The sequence below is a fragment of the Caballeronia sordidicola genome (assembly GCF_001544455.2).
Taxonomy (GTDB): Bacteria; Pseudomonadota; Gammaproteobacteria; order Burkholderiales; family Burkholderiaceae; genus Caballeronia; species Caballeronia sordidicola.
Window position 1 is genome coordinate 195,737 of record NZ_FCOC02000005.1, and the last position, 15,321, is coordinate 211,057.

Consider the following 15,321-nt stretch of genomic DNA (forward strand, 5'->3'; position numbering starts at 1 on the left):
TTTGTCGAATGAAGGGGAACAAAACCCCCGCTCGCTTCAGATTTGCTTATACGAAACCGCCGAATATTTCAGGCAAAACGCACTTGAGGCGTCGCGAGCGGAGTTTCGGCGCGACGCGCAAGTGTTATGGAGCGGACTTTATTGCTGTGGCATTGAAGCCGCCATCCCTTCCCGGATCTGTTCCGGGCTCAGATCACGCATATGCGTTGCCAGCGACCAGCGATGACCAAACGGGTCTTCTACCTGACCATACCGGTCACCCCAGAACATGTCGGTGACAGGCATGATGACCTTGGCTCCGGCTTCAACAGCCTGCGCAAAGGAAGCATCCACATCGTTCACATATAAATGCAGTGTCACGGGCGATCCTTTCAGCGCGAGCGGGCTCCTGTGGCCGCAATTTTCGAATTCTTCGCCGAGCATCAGCGTGGAATCGCCAATCCCGAGCATCGCATGCATGACTGTGCCGTCGGGTCCAGGCAAACGGCTATGTTCGACTGCATTGAAGGCTTTGATATAAAACGCGATTGCGTCGGACGCACCTTTGCAAACCAGATGAGGCGTGATCGTATGCATTCCATCCGGGATCGGCTTGACTGTGGACGTGGGCATTGCAGTGCTCCTGAGTTGAATGGATGTACCAACGGAAGACGGCGCCAGATTCAAGCGCCTTCTTGTTCATACGACGCGCGGGGCGCCCGTCGATCGACAAGTCTCACACCAAAAATCTACCAGGCGACTTGCGACACGCTTCGCGAAACTACGATAAATTTTCAAGCGAATTTACGTTCGAAGTACATACATGAATCGTTTTTACCGCCAGTTGAGCCATTAATAGTTTTATCGATGCATAATCCCGTTCGGCCCAAACCGATGAAGGCTTTGCGGTTGACGATGCAATATCCGGCATCGCTGCATTCGACTGACTTAAGCCATTTTAATTTCTCTGATCATTCACGCTTCAATGATTGAATCGCCTGTTGATTGATTGCCTTCCCGCTGCGTTCTGCCTTTACCGGAGCGCGAAACGGTTCCATATGGACTGGTGGACCCGCAAGTACGGGTTCAAATCCCCGCTTCAATCCGTCCCCTTAAATAAAGCTAAAGTTTTACTCGCGGTGGCCGAAAGCCCATCTATGGAACACGAAATGAACCCTGCCGACGACCGTAACGATCCTACCTTTCTACGGGCGCGGGCGTTAAGCATCAGTGTCGGCGCGATCCGCAAGGCACAGGGAAAAGCATCTCCCGCTGATTTTCCGGTCGGCACTGTTGAGTGGCACGCAATAGTCGAGGATTTTGCCAATGATGTATTAAAGGCAATGCTCTCGGAACCTGATTTGCAGCTCCTCGAAATTCGGCGGGACAGCACGGGAAAATAACGGTCACTGGCTTGGTACTTTATTACCGGTTCATTAGTCCGATGAAAATAAAAACGGCATCGCCGAATAATCAGCGACGCCGTTTTTATGTAAAGAAGATTCAATTCAGTATCAGTCCGGCAATTCATCCACCCAGTAAATCGATCACTTTCAAAAGATCCTTGCGCAATTGCTCGACATCGACTGAGACGTCCGCTTGAGGCATTCCACTCGTTTCTTCCATGGCCCCGCTATCAGCCGCGGCGCCATTCAGACGGCCATGTGAATCCAGCCGGTTACGCGCGCCATTGATCGTAAAACCTTGTTCGTAAAGCAACTCACGAATGCGGCGAATCAGCAGCACTTCGTGATGCTGATAATAACGGCGATTGCCGCGCCGCTTGACAGGCCGCAACTGCGTGAACTCCTGTTCCCAGTAACGCAGCACATGCGGCTTGACGCCGCAAAGCTCGCTGACTTCACCAATGGTGAAGTAGCGCTTGGCGGGAATGGGAGGCAAGACGACTTTTTCCATCGTCAATCAACCGTCGTGGTGAATGTCGCGAATCTGGCGGATATCGCTAATAAGCGCTCGGGCGATACAAAGCGTATGCCCGTCACTTCAGCGGCCGAAACTGTTTTCAGCACCGGCTTCCACCAGCGCTTTCAACTTCTGACTCGCATGAAACGTGACGACACGGCGCGCCGCAATGGGAATGGCTTCTCCCGTTTTTGGATTACGGCCGGGACGCTGCGGTTTGTCTCGCAATTGGAAGTTGCCAAAACCGGATAGCTTGACGCTGTCGCCACTTTCAAGCGCGTCGCGAATGACCTCGAAAAATGCTTCGACCATGTCTTTGGCTTCGCGCTTATTCAACCCGACATGGTCGAATAGCATCTCCGCCAATTCGGCTTTTGTGAGCGTGGGCGTTTCTGCCGTTGCCGCACTGTTCGAAGTGGAGACATCTCGGATCATGGCGCTGCGTTGCGCCGAAAGAAGGGCTTCGAAATCACTCGAGTTCATTTGGTTCATATCGAAAAAATGGCGTGACGATGAAGACGACGGAGAGGGCCAGTGACAGGCTATCCGCGCAACCGCGCGCCATGTACTCGAGTCAAGCGTTCCACCAGTGTTTTGATGGCCGTTTCGACCGTTTCGTCCTGAAGCGTCCCGCCAGTATCTTGCAACGTTACACGGAAGGCAAGGCTTTTCTCATGCTCGTTCAACCCACCGGAAGTGCTTGATTTTGGACGGAATTCATCGAATAAAGCAAGCTTTGTGATGTACCTGCAGGCAGGCTCCGAACAGGCGCTTTCGAGCTCGTCGAGGAGCGCCTGGACTTCCACCTTCTGGTCCACGACCACGGCGATATCGCGGCGAACCGGCGGAAATTTCGTCACGTCGGAAGGCACCGGCAGCGCGCGTTGCATCAGCGCCTCGGCTTCGATTTCGAACAAAACCGGCGCGTGCGGCAAGTCGTACTTCTGCATCCAGCGCGGGTGCAAGTCGCCGATCCAGCCCACCGATCGGCCATCGATCTCGATCCGCGCACTCCGCCCAGGGTGCAGCGCCGGATGCCCAGCCTTCACGAAACGTGGCGTCACGGGCGCGAAAAGCGCCTCGACGTCGCCTTTTACATCGAAGAAATCTACCGCGCGCGACGCCGCGCCCCACTGCTCTTCAAGCGCCGGGCCGTACGCGAGGCCACCGATCATCTTCGGCTGTGCAAAACCCTCTACCGCAAGCTCACCCGCCTTGATCAGCGGATCGTGCAGGAACACACGGCCGGCTTCGAACACGCGAATCCGGTCCGCGCGGCGATTCAGGTTGTAGCGCAGCACGCTGATCAGGCTGCCGAACAGCGTGGTGCGCATGACCGAAAGCTGGCTCGCGATCGGATTGAGCAATTTCACCGGATTCGAATTACCAGCGAAATCGGCCTCCCATTCGGCATCGACGAAACTGAAGTTCACCGTTTCCGCGTAATCCCGCGCGGCCACCGCGTGACGCAGCATGTGAATGGAACGCCGGGTTTCGTTCGTCGGCCGCATTTCGCTGGTCGCAACCGGCGGACGCGCCGGAATCTTTTCGAAACCGTAAATGCGCGCAACCTCTTCGATCAAATCTTCTTCGATTTCAATATCGAAGCGATACGACGCCGGTGTCACGGAGAAAACATCGCCATCGTGCGTGTACTGGAGACCGAGACGCGTGAAAATCTGCGCGATTTCCTCGGCGTCAATCTTCACGCCGATAATCCGGTTCGCACGCGAAACGCGCATGCTCACGGGCTCGCGCTTCGGCACATTAAGCGTCTGATCATCGACAGGACCGGCGTTGCCGCCGCAAATATCCAGAATCAGGCGCGTAATGCGTTCGAGGTGCTCAACAGTTGTCGAATAATCCACGCCCCGCTCGAACCGGTGCGCCGCGTCAGTCGAAAAATTGTACTTGCGCGCCCGGCCGCGGATACTGTCCGGCCACCAGAACGCCGCTTCCAGGTAAATATTCGTTGTATCGAGAGACACGGCCGTGCTGTCGCCGCCCATGATCCCAGCGAGGCTTTCGACCTGATGGTCGTCGGAGATGACGCCAGTGGCTTCATCGAGTTCGACGGTATTGCCATTCAGCAGCTTGAGCTTTTCGCCCTTCTTTCCCCAACGCACTTCAATGCCGCCGTGGATCTTGTCCAGGTCGAACACGTGCGACGGACGGCCGAGTTCGAGCATCACGTAATTCGAGATATCGACGAGCGCCGAAATACTGCGCTGGCCCGAACGCTCCAGGCGCTCGACCATCCACTGCGGTGTTTTCGCGTGCGCGTTCACGCCGCGGATCACGCGGCCGGAGAAACGTCCGCACAAATCAGGCGCCGACACTTTGACGGGCAGGATTTCATCGATAGTCGCCTTCACCGGTTCGATTTCCAGTGCGTGCAATGGCGCGCCCGTGATCGCAGCGGTTTCGCGCGCCACGCCAAACACGGACAAACAATCGGCCTTGTTCGGCGTCAGCTTGATTTCGAATACGGTGTCGTCCAGATTCAGCGTCTTCCTGATGTCTTCGCCGATGGGCGTTTCGGCGGGCAAAATCATCAGGCCGCTGTGATCTTCAGAGAGTTTCAATTCGCGCGCCGAGCACAACATGCCCTGGCTTTCCACGCCACGCAGCTTAGACAATTTGATCGCAAACGGCGCACCGCCGGTTTCGGCCGGTGGCAATTCCGCGCCGACCAGCGCGACCGGCACCTTGATGCCCGGCGACACGTTCGGCGCGCCGCACACAATGGTGAGCGTTTCGCCCGTACCGGCGTCGACCTGACAGACATTGAGCTTGTCCGCGTTCGGATGCTTTGCGACTTCCAGCACTTGCCCGACGACGATCTTCGTGGTCGGCGGCGCGACGGGCGCAAGCCCTTCCACTTCGAGACCCGCCATGGTGAGCGCGTGCGAGAGTCCGTCGGTCGACAGCTTGGGATCGACGAAAGTTCTAAGCCAGGATTCCGGGAATTGCATGTGTGTCTAGTTCGAAATAAAGTGTGTCCGCGTCTCTACGACGGCCTTTTGCACACTGCCCTCAAGCAGGTTGCTCAGCTGGCTTTTCAAGCAAATTGCTCGAGAAAACGCAGATCGTTTTCGAAGAAAAGGCGCAGATCCTGCACGCCGTAGCGCAGCATGGTCAGGCGTTCAAGGCCACTGCCGAACGCAAAACCGATATACCGTTCCGGGTCGAGCCCCATGTTGCGGATCACGTTCGGGTGCACTTGTCCCGATCCTGAGATTTCGAGCCATTTACCGGCGTTTTTGCCATGCTCGAACATCATGTCGATCTCGGCGGACGGCTCGGTGAACGGAAAATACGACGGGCGGAAGCGCACGAGAATGTCGTCGCGCTCGAAGAATTTCTTGAGAAAATCCGAATACACGCCCTTCAGGTCGGCAAAGCTGATGTTCTCGTCGATCCACAGACCTTCGACCTGGTTGAACATGGGCGAATGCGTGGCGTCGCTATCCACGCGATACGTCCGGCCCGGCACGATCACCTTGATCGGCGGCGTGTTCATGCGCGCGTAGCGCACCTGCATCGGGCTCGTATGCGTGCGCAGCAGCAGTTGCCGCCCATCCGCATCTTTCCCGTCGATATAAAACGTATCCTGCATTGAGCGCGCCGGATGATTTTCCGGGCTGTTCAATGCGGTGAAGTTGTACCAGTCCGTCTCGATTTCGGGGCCGTCGGCCACATCGAAACCAATCGTGCTGAAAATCTGTTCCACGCGTTCCCACGTGCGCATGACCGGATGCAGGCTGCCCGCGCCGAGACCCCGGCCGGGCAACGTCACGTCGATCGATTCCGATGCAAGCCGCTGGTTCAGCAACACGTCCGCCAGCGCCTGACGGCGCGCGTTCAGCGCTGCTTCCACTTGCTGCTTGACCGCGTTGATGCGCGCGCCCTCGGTCTTGCGGGTATCCGGATCGAGTTTGCCCAAACCCTTCAGCAAATCCGTGAGCACCCCGGACTTGCCGAGAAAGCGGGCCTTTTCGTTTTCGAGCGTAGCCGCATCCGCGGCGTGTTCGAAGGCATTTCGCGCGTCGGCGACAATCTGGTCCAGATCCATTGATCCCATCATTTCATCGTCAAAAATCTTCTGATCGTTCCCGGGCCACCATGTGCGCGATGCGGCGCATCTGCGCTTGAACCCGGATTCACCAACAAAAACGGGGCTCTTGTCGAGCCCCGTTTTCTGCTGAAGCATTGTCCTTGAATACAGCCAGGACAACGCTACAACGAACCACGCAGTACCAATCTCGCTAACAAGCTCAATCAGGCTGCAACGGCGGCTTTTACCTGCTTGACGATCGCAGCAAAAGCAGCCTTGTCGAACACAGCCATGTCGGCCAGCACCTTGCGGTCGAGTTCGATCGAAGCCTTCTTCAGGCCGTTGATGAACACGCTGTACGTCATGTCGTGCTGACGCACCGCAGCGTTGATACGCGTGATCCACAAAGCACGGAACACACGCTTCTTGTTGCGGCGATCGCGATAGGCATATTGCCCTGCGCGCATGACCGCCTGCTTGGCGATGCGATAGACGTTATTGCGACGGCCGCGGTAACCCTTGGCCAGCTTGATGATCTTCTTGTGACGGGCCCGTGCGGTAACCCCACGTTTGACTCTAGGCATAGTGCGCTCCTGTGAGTGTCAGTTAAGGGTTAAGCGAACGGCAGCATTGCGCGCACAGAGTTCATATCAGATGCATGAACTTCCGTGGAACCGCGCAGATGGCGTTTTACCTTGGTGGTTTTCTTGGTAAGAATGTGACGCTTGAAGGCTTGACCACGCTTGATGGTACCGCCCGGACGCACCACGAAGCGCTTTGCAGCACTCTTCTTGGTCTTCATCTTCGGCATGAAACTACTCCAGTTTATTAGATGGATATGGGTGTGCGGTCGATCCATTCGATCCTGACCCGCCCTTCGAAACCCACATGCCACTTATGAGCGGCAACTTTGAAAGTCACCGCTTTTTCATGAGCGCCGCCATTATCCGGCAACGCCCTGAAACCTGCTTGCTCGATGCCGCGCCGGCCCTGAAACATGCGGGCCGCGCGATCCATCGATTACTTCTTTTTCTTCGGGGCCATGACCATGATCATCTGGCGCCCTTCCATCTTCGGCATTTGCTCGACCTGACCGTGCTCTTCGAGATCGGCCTTGAGCCGCTCGAGCACGCGCATGCCAATTTCCTGGTGGGCCATTTCGCGGCCGCGGAAACGCAACGTAATCTTCGTCTTGTCGCCGTCTTCGAGGAAGCGCGTGAGGTTACGCAGTTTCACGTTGTAGTCACCGTCGTCGGTGCCAGGCCGGAACTTCACTTCCTTGACCTGAACGATCTTCTGCTTGAGTTTGGCCTCGTGCTGCTTCTTGGCTTCCGAATACTTGAACTTGCCGTAGTCCATCAACCGGGCGACAGGCGGGACGGCCTGAGGCGCGATTTCGACGAGATCCACGTCTTGCTGTTCCGACATGCGGAAAGCATCAGCGAGCTTCACGATTCCCAGCGGCTCGTTGTCCACTCCAACCAGGCGCAGTTCAGGTGCCGTGATTTCCCCGTTGATGCGATGTGCCGACTTATCAGTAGCGATGTTACGTTTCCTCTAAAAATTCAAAAAAACTAGCCGCGCTGCGGGTGGGCTTACTTGTACGCCTGCACGTCATGCTGCAGACGCTCAAGGAATGCATCGACCGGCATCACGCCAGCGTCGATACCGCCACGAGCACGCACGGCTACGGTTTGGGCTTCACGCTCCTTGTCGCCGACGACCAGCAAATACGGGACCTTTTGCAGCGTGTGCTCACGTATTTTATAGCTAATCTTCTCGTTGCGCAAATCGCTCTCTACTCTAAGCCCTTGTTTTTGCAACGATTGGGTCAGTTGCTGTGCATATTCCGCCTGACTTTCAGCAATATTCAGGACGACAGCCTGCACCGGCGCGAGCCACGACGGCATTGCACCAGCGTGGTGCTCGATCAAAATTCCGAGAAAACGTTCCATTGAGCCAACAATCGCCCGATGCAGCATGACCGGGCGCTTGCGGCTGTTGTCTTCCGCCACGTACTCGGCGCCCAGACGTTCCGGCAACACCATGTCGAGCTGCAGCGTACCGCATTGCCACGAGCGGCCCAGCGCGTCCTTGATGTGATATTCGATCTTCGGGCCATAGAACGCGCCTTCGCCCGGCAATTCTTCCCACGTCAGACCGCACGCCGTCAGCGCGTCGCGCAGCCCTTGCTCGGCGCGATCCCAGGTTTCGTCGGTACCGGCACGGGCGTCCGGACGCAGCGAAAGCTTGATGTCGATGTGATCGAACCCGAAATCCTGATAGATGCTCATCGCGAGCGTATTGAACGCAATCGATTCTTCGATGAACTGGTCTTCCGTACAGAAAATGTGCGCGTCGTCCTGAACGAAGCCGCGCACGCGCATCAAGCCGTGCAGCGCGCCGGACGCTTCATTCCGATGACACGATCCAAATTCCGCGTAACGCAGCGGCAGGTCGCGATACGAACGCAAGCCATGGTTGAACACCTGGACGTGGCCGGGACAATTCATTGGCTTGATGGCGTAATCGCGCTTCTCGGACTCCGTCGTGAACATGTTTTCACGATAGTTCTGCCAGTGACCCGACGCTTCCCACAGGGAACGGTCCATGATCATCGGTGTCTTGATTTCGAGATAACCGGTTTCGCTCAGGCGGCGGCGGATATATTGCTCGACCTGCTGCCAGATCGCCCAGCCCTTCGGATGCCAGAACACCATACCGGGCGCCTCTTCCTGCAGATGAAACAGGTCGAGTTGCTTCGCGAGCTTGCGGTGGTCGCGCTTCTCGGCTTCCTCGAGCATGTGCAGATACGCTTCCTGGTCTTCTTTCTTCGTCCAGGCCGTGCCGTAGATGCGCTGCAATTGCTCGTTCTTTGAGTCGCCGCGCCAGTAAGCGCCGGCAACCTTCATCAGCTTGAAGACTTTCAGCTTGCCCGTGGAAGGCACGTGCGGCCCGCGGCACAGGTCGGTAAAACCGCCATGCGAGTAAAGCTTGATGTCGTCGGTTGACGGGATCGATTCGATGATCTCAGCTTTGTATTTCTCGCCGATGCTCTTGAAGTAGTCCACTGCCTCGCCGCGCGTGACGACACGGCGCGAGACAGGCTCGTCCTTCTTCGCGATCTCGGCCATGCGCTTCTCGATCTTTTCGAGATCTTCCGGCGTAAAGGGACGGCTGTACGCGAAGTCGTAGTAAAAACCATTGTCGATCACGGGACCGATGGTGACCTGCGCTTCCGGGTACAAGTCCTTGACCGCGTAAGCCAACAAATGCGCGGTGGAGTGACGAATGATGTCGAGACCGTCGGCGTCCTTGTCCGTGACGATCGCAAGCGATGCATCGTGGTCGATCAACGTGGACGTATCGACGAGTTCGCCGTCGAGCTTGCCGCCCAGAGCGGCTTTGGCAAGTCCAGCGCCAATCGATGCGGCAACTTCCGCAACCGTCACCGGGTGGTCGTACTGACGAACTGACTCGTCGGGCAAACGTATCGAAACCATTTCGTTCTCCAAGACACCGAAGCCGGCGCTCAAGTTCATTCAACAATGCCTTGCAGGACACAAATCAACTGCGCAAGACAAAAAAAATGCGGCCCCACTTTTCGAGGGGCCGCATTCACTTTCCTACAACTGCAAAGGCGAAAGTGGTCCTCGACTAGCGTCGTTCCGAAGTTGTATCGGTCAACGTTCGCGGTGCCATCTTGTTCATTTGCCTTTCGCGCCAGGGCGCTTGCTGCAGTTTTGAAAATCCGGCGAGCCGGACTTTCACTTTCGTTGGTAGGCTCGATTGGACTCGAACCAACGACCCCCACCATGTCAAGGTGGTGCTCTAACCAGCTGAGCTACGAGCCTGAAGAAGCGAAATTATATGGTGCGTTTTGAATCCTGGCAAGTGCTTTCATTCGACGACACCGAAGATATTCGTGGATACGTTTAAGAAGCACGAACAATGCGCTTCAGATTCAAAGCGTTAAGCCCTGAGCTCATACGTACAAATATCACTACCCGCGCCGCGATGCCCGCACAACGCCCTGTACTTCACTGAGCAACGCGCACGCGCGCTGAATCTGCGCCGCACTCGATACTTCGACGGTGAACTGCATGTAGGCCACGTTGCGCCGGCTTTGCGTTTTCACGCCGGTCACGTTCATCTTCTCGCGCGCGAAGACTTCCGAGATGTCGCGTAACAAGCCTTGCCGGTCATTCGATTCAACGGCAAGGTCCACCGGATAAACAGAGGAACCTCGTCCGTTCATGACCTCGGCGGACCACGCGGTTTCGAGCACGCGTTCGGGCGAACGCTCGGCCATCCGCTGGAACGTTGCGCAATCACTGCGGTGGATCGACATGCCCTTGCCGCGTGTCACAAACCCCGAGATACGATCGGGCGGAGCCGGCCTGCAACAGCGCGCAAGCTGCGTGAGCAATGCGTCCACGCCAACCACCAGCACCCCTGTAGAGGCGCCCTGCGCAACACTTTGCCCGCTGCTGCGCTTTTCGAACTGCGCGGGCGCTTCGGGTTCAGGTTCCGGCGGCGGCGCGTCGTGCAACGCCTGCTCGATATTGCGCAGGCTGAATTCTTCCTTGCCCACGACCGCATACAGATCTTCCGGCGTCTTGAAGCCAAGCTTGGATGCCAGTTGATCCAGGTTGACCGATGTCTTGCCTTCGCGCTGCAAGGTCTTTTCAACCAGCGCGCGGCCGTTCGTTATGTTTTCTTCGGAATCGACCGCGTTGAACCAAGCACGCACTTTTTGCCGCGCGCGCGGGCTGTGCAGATAGCCGAGCAAAGGGTTGAGCCAATCCCGAGACGGGCCGCCCTCCTTCACCGCCACGATCTCCACGGTCTGGCCGTTCTGCAGCGGTGTGTTGAGCGGGACCATGGCGCCATCGACACGAGCACCGCGACAGCGGTGTCCCAACTCGCTATGCAAGTGGTACGCAAAATCCACCGGAGTCGATCCATGCGGCATCGCGATCACGCGCGCCTGCGGCGTGAGCACGTAGATATGGTCGTCGTCGAGCGTCGCTTCACGCAGATGCTGCCACGGTTGCGCGCCTGGCTGGTCACCTTCGGAAACGTCGTCTTTCCAGGCCAGCAACTGCCGCAACCACGCAATCTTCTCGTCGTATTTTTCAGCGGCCGTGACTTGTCCGCCGTACGCGCGTGTGCCGGCTTCCTTGTAGCGCCAGTGCGCCGCCACGCCATATTCCGCGAAGTTGTGCATTTCCTGCGTACGGATCTGCACTTCGAACGCGCGGCCGTCGTCGCCGACCACGACCGTATGCAGCGACCTGTAGCCATTCGGCTTCGGCCGCGAGATGTAGTCGTCGAACTCGCGCGGCACGGGCTGCCACAAGTTATGGACGATACCCAGCACCGTGTAGCAATCCTTGATGTCGTCGACGATCACGCGAAACGCGCGCACGTCGTTCAGCTCAGAAAAATCCAGCTCCTTGCCGCGCATCTTTTTCCAGATGCTGTAGATGTGCTTGGGCCGTCCACTCACTTCCGCGCGAATGTGCGCTGTAGCCAGTTCGGTCTGCAAACGCGCGATGGCGTCAGTCACATAGGCTTCGCGCTCGACGCGTTTTTCGTCGAGCAGCTTGGCGATGCGTTTATAAGTAGGCGGTTCCTCGAACCGGAACGCGAGATCTTCCAGTTCCCATTTCAGTTGCCAGATGCCCAGCCTGTTGGCGAGCGGCGCGTAAATTTCGAGGGTCTCGCGCGGCACGTCGGGCGATGGGTCGAGCTTGTTCGCCGCGTAATAACGCAACGACTGAAGCCGCGAAGCGAGCCGGATCAATACCACGCGAATGTCTTGTGCAAACGCAAGCAACATCTTGCGCAACGCTTCGACCTGAGCGCGGCGTGCAGCCTGCGCGTCGCGTCCTGTTTCGGGCAGCTTCGCCTGCGTGACGCGCGAACTGACCGAGCCGAGACGCCACAACTTGCGGACATCGGCGACAAGACTTTGCACTTCTTCGCCAAAACGCTCGCTGATCACACGCTCGGGATCATCTATGTGCGGCGCGATGGCAAACAACGCCGCCGCCGCAATTGCCGCTGGATCGACGTTCAACGTCTGCATGATCCGCGCCGTCCCGGCCGCGTGCTCGGCAAGCAGCTCCCCGCTGGTAAGCCGCGCTTTGCCCGCGTGTTCGCGCACGAACGCGAGCGCGTCATCAAAGGACGGCTCGGAGTTCAACGCGGGCGAGATGGCGGTACCAGGCATGCGATCAATCAGGTGCAATAAAAGTGTGGGGACTCAGTCATGCGCCCGGTCAAGCATGGCGGCAATGACAACCACTTCCACGAGGCACGCGGGATTGGCGAGCTTGGCTTCCACGGTGGCGCGCGGAGGCGTGTTGCCTTCGGGAACCCACATGTCCCACGCCGCGTTCATTGCAGCGAAGTTCGCCATGTCCGAGATGTAGATCTGCACTGACAGCAATTGGGTCTTGTCGCTGCCGGCTTCTGCCAGCAAGCGGTCGATATGGCCAAGCACTTCACGGGTCTGGCCCGTGATGTCCTGGTCGGTGTCTTCGGCAATCTGGCCCGCGAGATAAACGGTGCCGTTGTGGATCGCGGCTTCGGAAAGACGCGCGCCGACGTGGAGACGAGTGACTGCCATGGATGCCTCTGAAAAGTGATTGTCAAAGAAACTGTGCGAAGCCCAATATTATGCCTTGTACGTTTCGGTATCGAGGAAGAAGCGGTACGCAATATCGATCTGATCAGGCGCGAGAAAAGCTGGCGCATGACCCACGCCCTGAATTTCCGCGCTTGTTACGGCCTGACCCGTCGCGACCATTTTTTCGACGGTTTCTCGCGACAACAGATCCGATTGTTCACCGCGCACGACCAGCACCGGATGCCTGATTGCCGCAAGCGAACGCCACAGGATCGCCTCGCCGAGCGAGGCCGCATTCGAATCAGCAGCAGCAAAAGGCACCGCGATCTTTGGATCGTATCTGTAGGCCCAGCGCCCGTCGCGCTCGTGCATCAGCGGCGTGTTGATCGCACGCCATTCTTCGGCGCTCAGCGGTCCAAACGACGCCGCAAGTTGCGCCGCGTGGTCTACCCCTTCCTGAAGCGTGGCGAAGGTTTCGTCACGGCCCAGATAGGTGCCGATGCGCGCGAGCGCCGCCGGCTCAATATGCGGTCCAACGTCGTTCAACAGCATCTTGCGAATGGGCGAGTTCGGCAGGCCTGCGAGCCCGAGGCCGATCAGTCCGCCCATCGACGTTCCAAACCAGTCCACCGTCTCCACGTTCAGGCGCGCAATCAGCACGACCATGTCTGAAACGTATTGCGGCACGGCGTAATTTTTCGGATCGGCGAGCCAGTCGGAAAGGCCGCGTCCCACCACGTCCGGACACACCACGCGATACTCCCGCGAGAACGCTTTCGCCACCTCGTCGAAATCGCGACCGGACCGCGTCAGCCCATGCACGCACACGAGCACGCGCGGGTTTGCTGGATCACCCCATTCGGTGTACGCCATGCGATGCAAACCAGATGGGCTGATGCATTGCACGTGGCGCTGACGCGCAGCGGAAACAACGGACGGTGCAGCTTCGACGATAGTCGCTGACATAAGGATTTCCTTCGGCGCAATGGCGCTGCTGCATAACGGATAAACCAACTGAAATCGATTGTAAACGCTTTGCGCGGCGCATTTTTTGTCGAGCGCAGCGTTAGCCAATCAGTCTAATCAGGCTATATGCGACGTCGTCCTTGTAGACCAAAGAAAAAGGGCTGTGCCAACACATGGTCGGCACAGCCCTTCATGACCGGCAACGGTACCGGTTCTCAAAAATCCTACTTGACCCCGCTTACATCCAGCGGCGCGCCGGTTTTTTGCTGAATCTCTTCCACGCTGACGCCCGGAGCCAGTTCGACCAGCTTGAGCCCCGCGTCCGTTACATCGATCACGCCGAGATCCGTGATGATCCGGTCGACCACGCCCTTGCCCGTCAACGGCAGTGTGCATTCTTCCAGGATCTTGTGCTGGTCGCCCTTCGCCACGTGCTCCATCAGGACGATCACGCGTTTCACGCCCGCAACCAGATCCATGGCGCCGCCCATGCCCTTGATCATCTTGCCGGGGATCATCCAGTTGGCGAGGTCGCCGTTCTTGCTGATCTGCATGGCGCCCAGGATGGCGAGGTTCACGTGGCCGCCCCGGATCATCGCGAACGAATCCGCCGACGAAAATATCGACGACCCCGGCAGCGTGGTCACGGTTTGCTTGCCAGCGTTGATCAGGTCGGCATCGACTTCTTCCTCGGTCGGCGACGGACCAATGCCAAGCAGGCCATTCTCCGATTGCAGCCACACTTCCATGCCGGCCGGCACGTGGTTAGCGACCAGCGTGGGCAGCCCGATCCCGAGGTTCACGTAGAACCCGTCCTGCAATTCCTTGCCCGCCCGCGCGGCCATCTGGTTGCGGTCCCATGCCATGATCAGTCTCCTTTCGCGCGCACGACGCGTTGTTCGATGCGTTTTTCCGGATGCGCGTTCAACACGATGCGCTGCACGAAAATGCCCGGCGTGTGAATGGCGTCGGGATCGAGTTCGCCGACTTCCACGATTTCCTCCACTTCGGCCACGGTGATCCTGCCGGCCATGGCGCACATGGGATTGAAGTTGCGAGCCGTGCGGCGATAGATCAGGTTGCCGGATTTATCGGCTTTCCACGCCTTGACCAGCGCCACGTCCGCCGTGAGCGAGGGTTCGAGCACGTAGAAGTTATCGCCGAACTGGCGCGTTTCCTTGCCTTCCGCGATCACCGTGCCATACCCCGTGTTCGTGAAAAAAGCCGGAATGCCGGAACCGCCCGCACGCAGCTTTTCGGCCAGCGTGCCCTGGGGCGTGAATTCAAGCTCAAGTTCGCCAGCCAGGTATTGGCGCTCGAACTCCTTGTTTTCGCCGACGTACGACGAAATCATTTTCTTGACCTGACGGGTCTCGAGCAGCAAGCCTAGGCCGAAGCCATCGACACCCGCGTTGTTGCTGATGCACGTGATTCCCTGGACGCCCGTGTCGCGCAATGCCGCGATCAGCGCTTCGGGAATGCCGCACAGTCCGAAGCCGCCGACAGCAAACGTCTGGCCGTCCTTCACGATGTCTTCAAGCGCCTGTTTCGCGCCGGGATAGACCTTGTTCATGTGTCCCTTCCTGATCTGGATGAAATCCGTTTGTTCGAGTCGCCATGCCGCTGATTTTAGTCAGCGAAACGACTTTCTGATGTGGCGAAAGAGTACGACGATGCATCGATCCGGCACAATACGCAAAAATACATAAGTAATCGCCGTAGTACGCGGCGATGCACCGTCAAACGCCCGCCGTCCGAG

General features: G+C 57.9%; 16 protein-coding genes and 1 tRNA gene. 1 reads left to right on the forward strand and 16 read right to left on the reverse strand.

Translation table 11 applies throughout. The annotated features are described in order from the left end of the window. Positions 1 to 138: 138 nt before the first annotated feature. A complete protein-coding gene (locus AWB64_RS11760) occupies positions 139 to 612 on the reverse strand; it encodes a VOC family protein (protein ID WP_060819046.1) in 474 nt (157 codons plus the stop codon). A 536-nt stretch (positions 613 to 1,148) separates the two neighbouring features. On the opposite strand from AWB64_RS11760, the gene AWB64_RS11765 reads away from it, so the two are divergent. Continuing rightward, positions 1,149 to 1,382, forward strand: a complete 234-nt coding sequence (locus tag AWB64_RS11765) for a hypothetical protein (RefSeq protein WP_244164038.1) — start codon at positions 1,149 to 1,151, stop codon at positions 1,380 to 1,382. Between the two features lie 124 nt (positions 1,383 to 1,506). Here the strand turns inward: AWB64_RS11765 and AWB64_RS11770 are convergent, their stop codons facing one another. The 15 genes from AWB64_RS11770 to AWB64_RS11840 all read right to left on the reverse strand — a co-directional run bounded on the left by AWB64_RS11770 (position 1,507) and on the right by AWB64_RS11840 (position 15,135). After that, positions 1,507 to 1,896: a MerR family transcriptional regulator gene (locus AWB64_RS11770; RefSeq protein WP_060819048.1), complete on the reverse strand. Its 390-nt coding sequence runs from the start codon at positions 1,894 to 1,896 to the stop codon at positions 1,507 to 1,509. An 87-nt stretch (positions 1,897 to 1,983) separates the two neighbouring features. After that, the gene (locus tag AWB64_RS11775; RefSeq protein WP_056364192.1) at positions 1,984 to 2,394 is read right to left on the reverse strand and encodes an integration host factor subunit alpha; all 411 of its coding nucleotides are present in this window, start codon (positions 2,392 to 2,394) and stop codon (positions 1,984 to 1,986) included. Between the two features lie 50 nt (positions 2,395 to 2,444). After that, positions 2,445 to 4,877 (reverse strand): phenylalanine--tRNA ligase subunit beta, encoded by a 2,433-nt coding sequence (pheT, locus tag AWB64_RS11780; protein WP_060819051.1) that lies wholly within the window; start codon positions 4,875 to 4,877, stop codon positions 2,445 to 2,447. An 86-nt stretch (positions 4,878 to 4,963) separates the two neighbouring features. Then, the gene (gene pheS, locus AWB64_RS11785) at positions 4,964 to 5,977 is read right to left on the reverse strand and encodes a phenylalanine--tRNA ligase subunit alpha (protein WP_060819253.1); all 1,014 of its coding nucleotides are present in this window, start codon (positions 5,975 to 5,977) and stop codon (positions 4,964 to 4,966) included. A gap of 206 nt (positions 5,978 to 6,183) precedes the next feature. Further along, positions 6,184 to 6,543 (reverse strand): 50S ribosomal protein L20, encoded by a 360-nt coding sequence (gene rplT / locus AWB64_RS11790; protein ID WP_007585475.1) that lies wholly within the window; start codon positions 6,541 to 6,543, stop codon positions 6,184 to 6,186. Between the two features lie 29 nt (positions 6,544 to 6,572). Further along, the gene (gene rpmI / locus AWB64_RS11795; protein ID WP_031359004.1) at positions 6,573 to 6,770 is read right to left on the reverse strand and encodes a 50S ribosomal protein L35; all 198 of its coding nucleotides are present in this window, start codon (positions 6,768 to 6,770) and stop codon (positions 6,573 to 6,575) included. 17 nt (positions 6,771 to 6,787) lie between these two features. Next, complete coding sequence (locus AWB64_RS11800; protein ID WP_060819052.1) at positions 6,788 to 6,976, reverse strand: hypothetical protein; 189 nt, start codon at positions 6,974 to 6,976, stop codon at positions 6,788 to 6,790. 3 nt (positions 6,977 to 6,979) lie between these two features. Further along, a complete protein-coding gene (gene infC / locus AWB64_RS11805; protein WP_075359824.1) occupies positions 6,980 to 7,504 on the reverse strand; it encodes a translation initiation factor IF-3 in 525 nt (174 codons plus the stop codon). A 50-nt stretch (positions 7,505 to 7,554) separates the two neighbouring features. After that, a complete protein-coding gene (gene thrS / locus AWB64_RS11810) occupies positions 7,555 to 9,462 on the reverse strand; it encodes a threonine--tRNA ligase (protein WP_060819255.1) in 1,908 nt (635 codons plus the stop codon). A gap of 274 nt (positions 9,463 to 9,736) precedes the next feature. After that, positions 9,737 to 9,813: transfer RNA gene (locus tag AWB64_RS11815), tRNA-Val, on the reverse strand. 149 nt (positions 9,814 to 9,962) lie between these two features. Next, a complete protein-coding gene (locus AWB64_RS11820) occupies positions 9,963 to 12,197 on the reverse strand; it encodes a RelA/SpoT family protein (RefSeq protein ID WP_060819054.1) in 2,235 nt (744 codons plus the stop codon). 33 nt (positions 12,198 to 12,230) lie between these two features. Next, positions 12,231 to 12,596, reverse strand: coding sequence for a RidA family protein (locus tag AWB64_RS11825; RefSeq protein WP_060819056.1), 366 nt, complete (start codon positions 12,594 to 12,596; stop codon positions 12,231 to 12,233). Positions 12,597 to 12,644: 48 nt separating this feature from the next. Then, the gene (locus AWB64_RS11830) at positions 12,645 to 13,562 is read right to left on the reverse strand and encodes an alpha/beta fold hydrolase (protein WP_060819257.1); all 918 of its coding nucleotides are present in this window, start codon (positions 13,560 to 13,562) and stop codon (positions 12,645 to 12,647) included. A gap of 224 nt (positions 13,563 to 13,786) precedes the next feature. Continuing rightward, positions 13,787 to 14,428 carry a CoA transferase subunit B gene (locus tag AWB64_RS11835; protein WP_060819058.1) on the reverse strand — a complete coding sequence of 214 codons (642 nt, stop codon included), beginning with the start codon at positions 14,426 to 14,428 and terminating at the stop codon, positions 13,787 to 13,789. 2 nt (positions 14,429 to 14,430) lie between these two features. After that, a complete protein-coding gene (locus tag AWB64_RS11840; RefSeq protein ID WP_060819060.1) occupies positions 14,431 to 15,135 on the reverse strand; it encodes a CoA transferase subunit A in 705 nt (234 codons plus the stop codon). Positions 15,136 to 15,321 lie beyond the last annotated feature (186 nt).